The organism is Halomonas sp. BC04, assembly GCF_000568385.1.
This window is the reverse complement of the sequence record NZ_AZQX01000254.1, coordinates 1-7,056: the sequence shown is the minus strand read 5'-3', so window position 1 is coordinate 7,056 and position 7,056 is coordinate 1. Positions and strand designations below refer to the sequence as shown.

At 66.2% G+C, this 7,056-nt stretch carries 5 protein-coding genes and 2 pseudogenes; 4 read left to right on the top strand and 3 right to left on the bottom strand.

What is annotated here, in order from left to right:
• Positions 1-20: 20 nt before the first annotated feature.
• Positions 21-522: pseudogene (gene coq7, locus Q427_RS17745) on the top strand (2-polyprenyl-3-methyl-6-methoxy-1,4-benzoquinone monooxygenase); the annotation flags it as partial.
• A 54-nt stretch (positions 523-576) separates the two neighbouring features.
• Here coq7 and Q427_RS17740 read toward each other — a convergent pair.
• The 3 genes and pseudogenes from Q427_RS17740 to Q427_RS17730 form a co-directional block, all read right to left on the bottom strand.
• Positions 577-996 (bottom strand): OsmC family protein, encoded by a 420-nt coding sequence (locus Q427_RS17740; protein WP_043516413.1) that lies wholly within the window; start codon positions 994-996, stop codon positions 577-579.
• Between the two features lie 86 nt (positions 997-1,082).
• Positions 1,083-1,747: pseudogene (gene murU, locus Q427_RS17735) on the bottom strand (N-acetylmuramate alpha-1-phosphate uridylyltransferase MurU).
• Positions 1,744-2,793, bottom strand: a complete 1,050-nt coding sequence (locus tag Q427_RS17730; protein WP_043516411.1) for an aminoglycoside phosphotransferase family protein — start codon at positions 2,791-2,793, stop codon at positions 1,744-1,746. Before Q427_RS17730 ends, murU begins: the two are co-directional and overlap by 4 nt.
• 134 nt (positions 2,794-2,927) lie before the next feature.
• Here Q427_RS17730 and Q427_RS17725 point away from each other — a divergent pair, with 134 nt between their 5' ends.
• From Q427_RS17725 to pdxA, 3 genes are all read left to right on the top strand, one after another.
• Entirely contained in the window at positions 2,928-5,363 is a 2,436-nt protein-coding gene (locus Q427_RS17725) for an LPS-assembly protein LptD (RefSeq protein WP_043516409.1), read from the top strand.
• A gap of 51 nt (positions 5,364-5,414) precedes the next feature.
• Positions 5,415-6,080 carry a SurA N-terminal domain-containing protein gene (locus tag Q427_RS17720; RefSeq protein WP_043516407.1) on the top strand — a complete coding sequence of 222 codons (666 nt, stop codon included), beginning with the start codon at positions 5,415-5,417 and terminating at the stop codon, positions 6,078-6,080.
• Positions 6,080-7,056: 4-hydroxythreonine-4-phosphate dehydrogenase PdxA (pdxA, locus tag Q427_RS17715; protein ID WP_043516405.1), on the top strand; the 977-nt coding region annotated here is incomplete at its 3' end. The genes Q427_RS17720 and pdxA, both read left to right, overlap by 1 nt.

Below are 7,056 nucleotides of genomic sequence, written 5' to 3'. Positions count from 1 at the left end.
GATGACCCATGACGCTGGATGAGCGTCGCCATGCGGCGGCTGATGCGTGTCAATCATACCGGCGAGGTGTGTGCCCAGGCGCTCTACCAGGGACAGGGGTGCACCGCCAAGCTGCCCGAGGTGCGTGAGCAGATGGAGCATTCGGCCCAGGAAGAGATCGATCACCTGGCCTGGTGCGACGAGCGCTTGCAGGAGCTGGGCGGCCGCACCAGCCTGCTCAATCCGCTGTTCTATGCCGCTTCCTTCGGGCTCGGCGCCGTGGCGGGAGCGGTGGGCGATCGCGTCAGCCTCGGCTTCGTGGCGGCGACCGAAGAGCAGGTGGGCAAACATCTGAACGAGCACCTGCAGACCCTGCCGCCGGGAGATCACCGCTCCCGGGCCGTGCTGCGCCAGATGGCCATCGACGAGGCGCACCATGCCCAGCTGGCGCTGGAAGCCGGCGGTGCCCGCTTCCCTGCGCCGGTGAAGTTCGGCATGTCGCTGATGTCGAAGGTGATGACCAAGAGCGTCTATCGGATCTGAGCGCCTGCCCGGCGACTGGCCGTGACGCTCCTGGCCATGGACAGAATGGCGTCTTCAGCCATCCACGATGGTATAGGAGTGGGTGATATCGACGCCGCCCTTGGCCAGCATGATCGAAGCGCTGCAGTACTTCTCGGCGGAGAGCTCCACGGCGCGCTTGACCTGGCTCTCCTTGAGGTCATGGCCCGCGACGGTGAAGTGGACATGGATTCTGGTGAAGACCGCGGGCACGGCGTCGGCGCGCTCGGCCTCGACCTGGGCCACGCAGTCGGTGACGGCGGCGCGTGACTTGTCGAGGATCTCCAGCACGTCGAAGGAGGCGCAGGCCCCCATGCCCATCAGCAGCATCTCCATCGGGCGCGGCCCGGTGTTGCGGCCGCCATGGTCGGGGGGGCCATCGATGACCACGCTGTGGCCGCTGCCGGATTCGGTCACGAACTGGCGACCGTCGGTCCATTTCACGCTGGCTTTCATGATTCGGGATTCCTTCTCGGATGTTGGGAAATGGCGGCTGTAACGCTCGAGGCTTCTCCGGCGCCTCTTGCCTTGGATGGATTGACTTACCTTGAGCGTAGTCGCTGGTCCAGTCGGGCGAGTCGTTCCGGAGTGCCCACATCGATCCAGGCGCCGTGATGATGGCTGCCGCCGATGCGGCCGGCGGCCATTGCCTGGCGCAGCAGCGGGGCCAGGGCGAAGGCGCCGGGCTCATTGTCGACCACCATGGCCGGTCGATGAGACTGATGCCGGCGAAGGTCAGCCGGGGTTCTCCCTGGTCGTGGACGCGCCCTTCGGGAGTCAGGTGGAAATCGCCTCGCGGATGATGCTCCGGGTTGTCGACCAGCACCAGGTGGGCGAGGTCGTCATCCAGGGCGGGCAGGCTGGCCGGGTCCAGGTCGCACCAGATGTCGCCGTTGACCAGCAGGAAGGGCGAGTCGCCCAGCAGCGGCAGTGCGCGGTGAATGCCGCCGCCGGTCTCGAGCGGGCTCTCCTCCCGGCTCCAGGCGATGGCGACGTCGAAAGCCGAGCCATCACCCAGGGCCTCGATGATCTGCTCGGCACGGTAGCTGACGTTGATCACCACCTCGTGGATGCCGGCCGCTGCCAGGCGCTCCAGGTGATGGACGATGAGCGGCTTGCCGGCCACCGGTAGCAGTGGCTTGGGGCAGTGGTCCGTGAGCGGCCGCATGCGTGTGCCGAGCCCGGCGGCCAGGATCATCGCCTTCATGGCCGGGCTCCGGGATCGATGCCCGAGGCCATGAGTCGCGCTTCCAGCAAGGGGCGGAAGGTGGTCGTGAGCCAGTCGCGAAACGCCTCGTGATCGGGCAGGCCTGCCAGACTCTCTTCCAGATGACCAAGGAAGTGGGGCAGACGTTCCAGGTAGCCCTCGCGTCCGTCGCGCAGTGTCAGGCGGCAGAAGATGCCCAACACCTTGAGCGCCCGCTGGGCCGCCATGGCCTGTGCCTGGTGCAGGAATGTCTCGGTCGTGGTGGTGCTGGGAAGTCGCCCGTCGGCGATCGCCTGCAGGCGGAAGGCCTCGATCCAGGCGGAGAAGCGCTCCGGCGGGAAACGGCAGTAGCGGCCGCGCAGCAGCGAGATCGGGTCGTAGCTGATGGGGCCGGCCACCGCGTCCTGGAAGTCGATCAGGTAGAGGCCATCCCGGTGGACCATCAGGTTCATGGCGTCGAAATCCCGGTGAACCGTGACCACCGGCTGGGCCAGGGCGGAATCGATCAGCGCCTCGCACAGCGTGTTCCAGCCGGGCGGTAGTTCCGTCACGCCAAGCCACTCGTCCAGGCACCACTCGGGGAAGAGTGCCAGCTCCCGGCTCAGCAGGGCGGCATCGTAGACCGGCAGGTCGTGGGGGCCGGCCCGGTTCTGCAGCTCATGGACCAGTGAGAGGGCACGGTCGTGCCAGGCCAGGGTGTCGGGCTCGGCATCGCCATGGAAGCGTACCTGAAGCGGCTCGTCGCCCAGGTCATCGAGTTCGATGAAACCCTCTTCCAGGTCGAGGGCATGCAGGCCAGGCACTGGCAGGCCAGCGGCTTGCCAGCGTCCGGCGATGATGGCGAAGGGGCGACTGTCCTCCTGTGGGGTGGGGGCATCCATCAGCATTCGCGTGGTACCGTCGGGCAGGCGCAGGCGGAAGTAGCGTCGAAAACTGGCGTCACCTGCGGCCAGCTGCAAGTCGCAGGCATCGGTGGGAAGGTGGTGGTTCTCTGCCGCCCAGCGGTGCAGGGCGTCGAATCGCTTGGCGGTGTCGGCCTGGGGCATGCGGGCTCCTCGCTGATGTCGGGCGGTGCCGGTTGACGCCCGTCGGGCACCGTCGCATGCTCGCTCAATCACATACGACAGGCTGGATACGGTCTGTATAATACCGATTCTCTCCCGCAAGGACATCGTGGATCATGGGCAAGGGACAAGCAGGGGCAGCGCTCGCTGGCCTGATCACATACGGCCTGACCTATGGCGCTCTGTCGGCGGCGGCGCTGGAGCCCCTGCCGGCCGCTCAGCTCGATTGGCATGCCTGGGGCGACGATCGCCCGGTGGGGGCGCTGTGCCGTGGGACCTATGTGATGCCCGAGTATCGCCTGCCAGCGGCAGACGACCCGCGGCAGGTGCGTACCGAATCCGACAGTGCCTACTATGGCGAAGGGGGAGAGACGATCCTGGGCGGTGAAGTCATCCTGCGGCGGGGCGATAGCCAGCTGGAATCGCCCCAGGTCAGTGTTCCCGCTTCGCGGGAGCAGGCGTTTGCCGAGGGGCCGCTGGCGTTACGCGACCAGAACCTGCTGGTACGGGGCCAGGCTGGCGAGGTCTCGCTGGTCAGCGATGCCGCCCATGTCGATTCGGCCCACTATGTCATCCACGACCAGCGCCTGCGCGGCAATGCGCTGCAGCTCGCGCGCCAGGAAGATGGTCGCTATCGCCTGACCACGGCAAACTTCACCACCTGCGACCCGGGCGACGAGATGTGGCGCCTGGTGACCGGCGACCTGGTGCTCGACCGCGAGACGGGCTTCGGCACCGCCCGCCACGCTCGCCTGGAGATGGGGCAGGTGCCGGTCTTCTACTGGCCCTGGGTCCGCTTTCCCATCGATGATCGTCGCCATACCGGCTTCCTGTGGCCGGAGGTCGGCGCCTCGGGTGGTGCCCTGGACTATGCCCAGCCGTTCTACTGGAATATCGCACCCAATCACGACGCCACCCTGACCCCGCGTTTGATCACTGACCGGGGCCTGCTGTTGGGGGGGGAGTACCGCTACCTCTTCCCCACTGATGCCGGCCAGATCGAAGGCGCCTTTCTTTCCAGCGACGGTGGTGGCTCCAGTGACGACCCCAACGCCGCCTCGCGACGCTTCGAGGGCGAGGATCGCTGGTATATCGACTATCGGCACTCCGGTTATTTCGACCAGCGCAACCGCTACGACCTTCGCTACGGTGGCGCCAGCGACGGCCGTTACTTCGACGACTATGGCAGCATATTTGGCGATGACCCTGACAACATGCACCGCCTGGCCCGTTTGCAGCATCGCGGCGACGTCTGGCAATTCGATGCCCGCGCCGAGGGGTTTCAGCGGCTGGACGATCCGCTGCGGGAACGTGACAAGCCGTTCTATCGACTGCCCAGCCTGACGGCCAATGCGCGCTTCTCCCAGGAGGGGGGCTTCTATCAACAGTGGCGCTCCAACCTCACCTATTTCTGGCGTGACGTGGACGAAGTGGCCATCCCGCGGGAACGGGAGGCGGCGGTAGGGAGCCGGCTTCACCTCTCCCCGGCAACGGGCTGGCGTTTCGACGAGAGCTGGGGCTACCTCGAGCCCAGGGTCGAGTGGCTCTATACCGCTTATGCCCTCGACTATGGTCAGCGCGATACCGATCGGGATACCTCGCTGCAACGGGCCGTGCCGGTGTCGTCGATCGAGGGTGGGCTGGTCTTCGAGCGGGAGCTGGAGCTCGGCGGACGCGACTACCGTCATACCCTCGAGCCGAGGCTCAATTACGCCTACGTGCCGGCCACGGATCAGCGCGAGTTCCCCGACTTCGATACCAGCGAGCGCGCCTTCTCCTGGAGCCAGCTCTGGTCGCCCCATCGATTCTCCGGCGCCGACCGGGTCGGCGACCTCAATCGGCTGTCGGTGGGCCTCGAGTCACGTCTGCTCGAGGATGCCGGAGGGCGTGAGCGCCTTTCGCTGGGTGTGGGCCAGGCGTTCTACTTCGATGATCGCAACATCGATCTCGATGGTGACCCCGACACATTGCCGCGGGAGTCGAACTTCGAGCGCTTCTATAATGCCACCCGTGATCGTTCCTCGCTGATCACTCGGCTCGATTGGCGGATCGACGATCACTGGCGCAGCCGCCTGGAGTGGATCTATGACGACAACCTGCAGCGTACCGAGCGGAGCTCGGCCTATCTGCAGTATCGAGCCGATGCCGGGCACGTATTGAACCTTGGCTATCGCTGGGAACTCCAAGGCTTCGACCCTTCGGTGGAGCGAGGCGATGACGACTTCCGCAACTTCGACCGTGAGGAGTTCGATCTGTCATTCGCCTGGAAGACATCGCCGCGGGTGGACCTGATCGGTCGGGCGCTGTACGACCATACCAACGATCGCTTTCTGGACCAGTTGGCGGGTGTGCAGTGGAACGACTGCTGCTATGGTCTGCAGCTGGTCTGGCGTCGATGGATCGATGACGGCGGTACCGCCCGGATCGATAATGACGTCACTGAGCGCGGGATGTTCCTGCGCTTCGTGCTGAAGGGGCTGGGTGGTGTCGGCGGCGACGCCGGCGACTATTTCGAACAGGCCGTGCCGGGTTATCGTGCCACCGCGTTTTGAGGTGGCCAAAGCAGGTTTTCTATCAGAGACACCATGAGAGGAAAGAACGTTATGCGCATCCCGCGAATCGCCACCCTGGGCGCGAGCCTGGCGCTGGCCCTGTGCTTCGGCGCCGTGTCGCTTACCGTCCAGGCCCAGAGTTTTCAGCCGGTGGAGCGTCAGTCGCTGGACCGCATCGTGGCAGTGGTGAATCAACACGCCATCATGGAAAGCGAGCTGACCGAGCGGGTGGAGCTGGTTCGTAGTCAGGTATCTGGCCAGGGACAGGGGTTGCCCCCCGAATCGATGCTGCGCGAGCAAGTGCTCGAGAACATCATCGTCGAGGAGATCCAGCTGCAGATGGCGAGGAGCGCCGGGCTCAGTGTCGACGACACCGAACTCAACCGACAGATGCGGGCCATTGCCGAGAGCAACGGCATGACGCTCGAGCAGTTCGCCGATGCCCTGGAGGCCGACGGCCTGACCATGGCCGCCGTGCGTGAGGAGATTCGCCGCGAGATGCTGATGCGCGAACTCCACCAGCGCCAGGTAGGCTCAAGGGTCAACGTCAGTGAGCGCGAAGTGGACCGTTTCATCGAGCAGCGGGGCGGTGGTATGAGCCGTGACCAGGCGCGTCAGATGGTCTTCCAGCAGAAGGCCGAAGAGGCCCTGGATGCCTGGATTCAGGAGATTCGTGCCGAGGCCTTCGTCGACAATCGCCTGTCCAACTCCCGCTGATGGCAGCGGCGGCCCAGACGCCTGTCCTGGCACTGACCACCGGAGAGCCTGCCGGTATCGGGCCCGAACTGGTGCTGCAACTGGCGGCTGGCCCGGCGTTGCCGGCACGGATCGTGGCGGTGGGGGATCCGCAGCTGCTGGCCGAGCGGGCTGCCATGGTGAAAGCCCGGGTCGAGCTGGTGACCCTGGCCATGGATGAACCGGTGCCGACGCCCAGGGCCGGCCTGCTGCCGGTGTGGCCGGTGGCGTTGCGGCAGCCGAGCCTGCCAGGCCGACTGGCGGTCGCCAATGCCGGCTATGTACTGGACACCCTGGACCTGGCGGTTCGGGCGTGCCTCGCGGGTGACGCTGCCGGTATGGTCACCGCCCCCCTGCACAAGGGGGTGATACTCGATGCCGGTCACTCAGGGTTCAGCGGCCATACCGAATACCTCCGCGACGCCTGCGGCGTTGATGAAGTGGTGATGCTCCTGGCCACCGACCTGGCGCTGCACGCCCGCGAAGCGAGCTGGCAGGGTGGGGCGGCCCTGCGGGTGGCGCTGGCCACCACCCACCTGCCGCTGAAGGATGTGGCCGGTGCCATCACCGATGCGCGCCTGACGCGTATCCTGCGTATCCTGCAGGCCGATCTCAGGCGCTGGTTCGGCGTGTCCGACCCTCGCATCGCCGTCTGTGGCCTCAACCCCCATGCCGGTGAAGGCGGCCACCTGGGTCGCGAGGAGATCGAGATCATCGTGCCCTGCCTCGAGCGACTGCGTGGCGAGGGCCTGCGCCTGGATGGACCACTGCCGGCCGATACCCTGTTCACACCGCGACACCTGGCGGGCGTGGATGCGGTATTGGCGATGTATCATGACCAGGGCCTGCCGGTGCTCAAGTATGCCGGGTTCGGTCGTGCCGCCAATATCACCCTGGGGCTGCCACTGGTGCGGACCTCGGTGGATCACGGCACGGCGCTGGACCTGGCCGGCCGCGG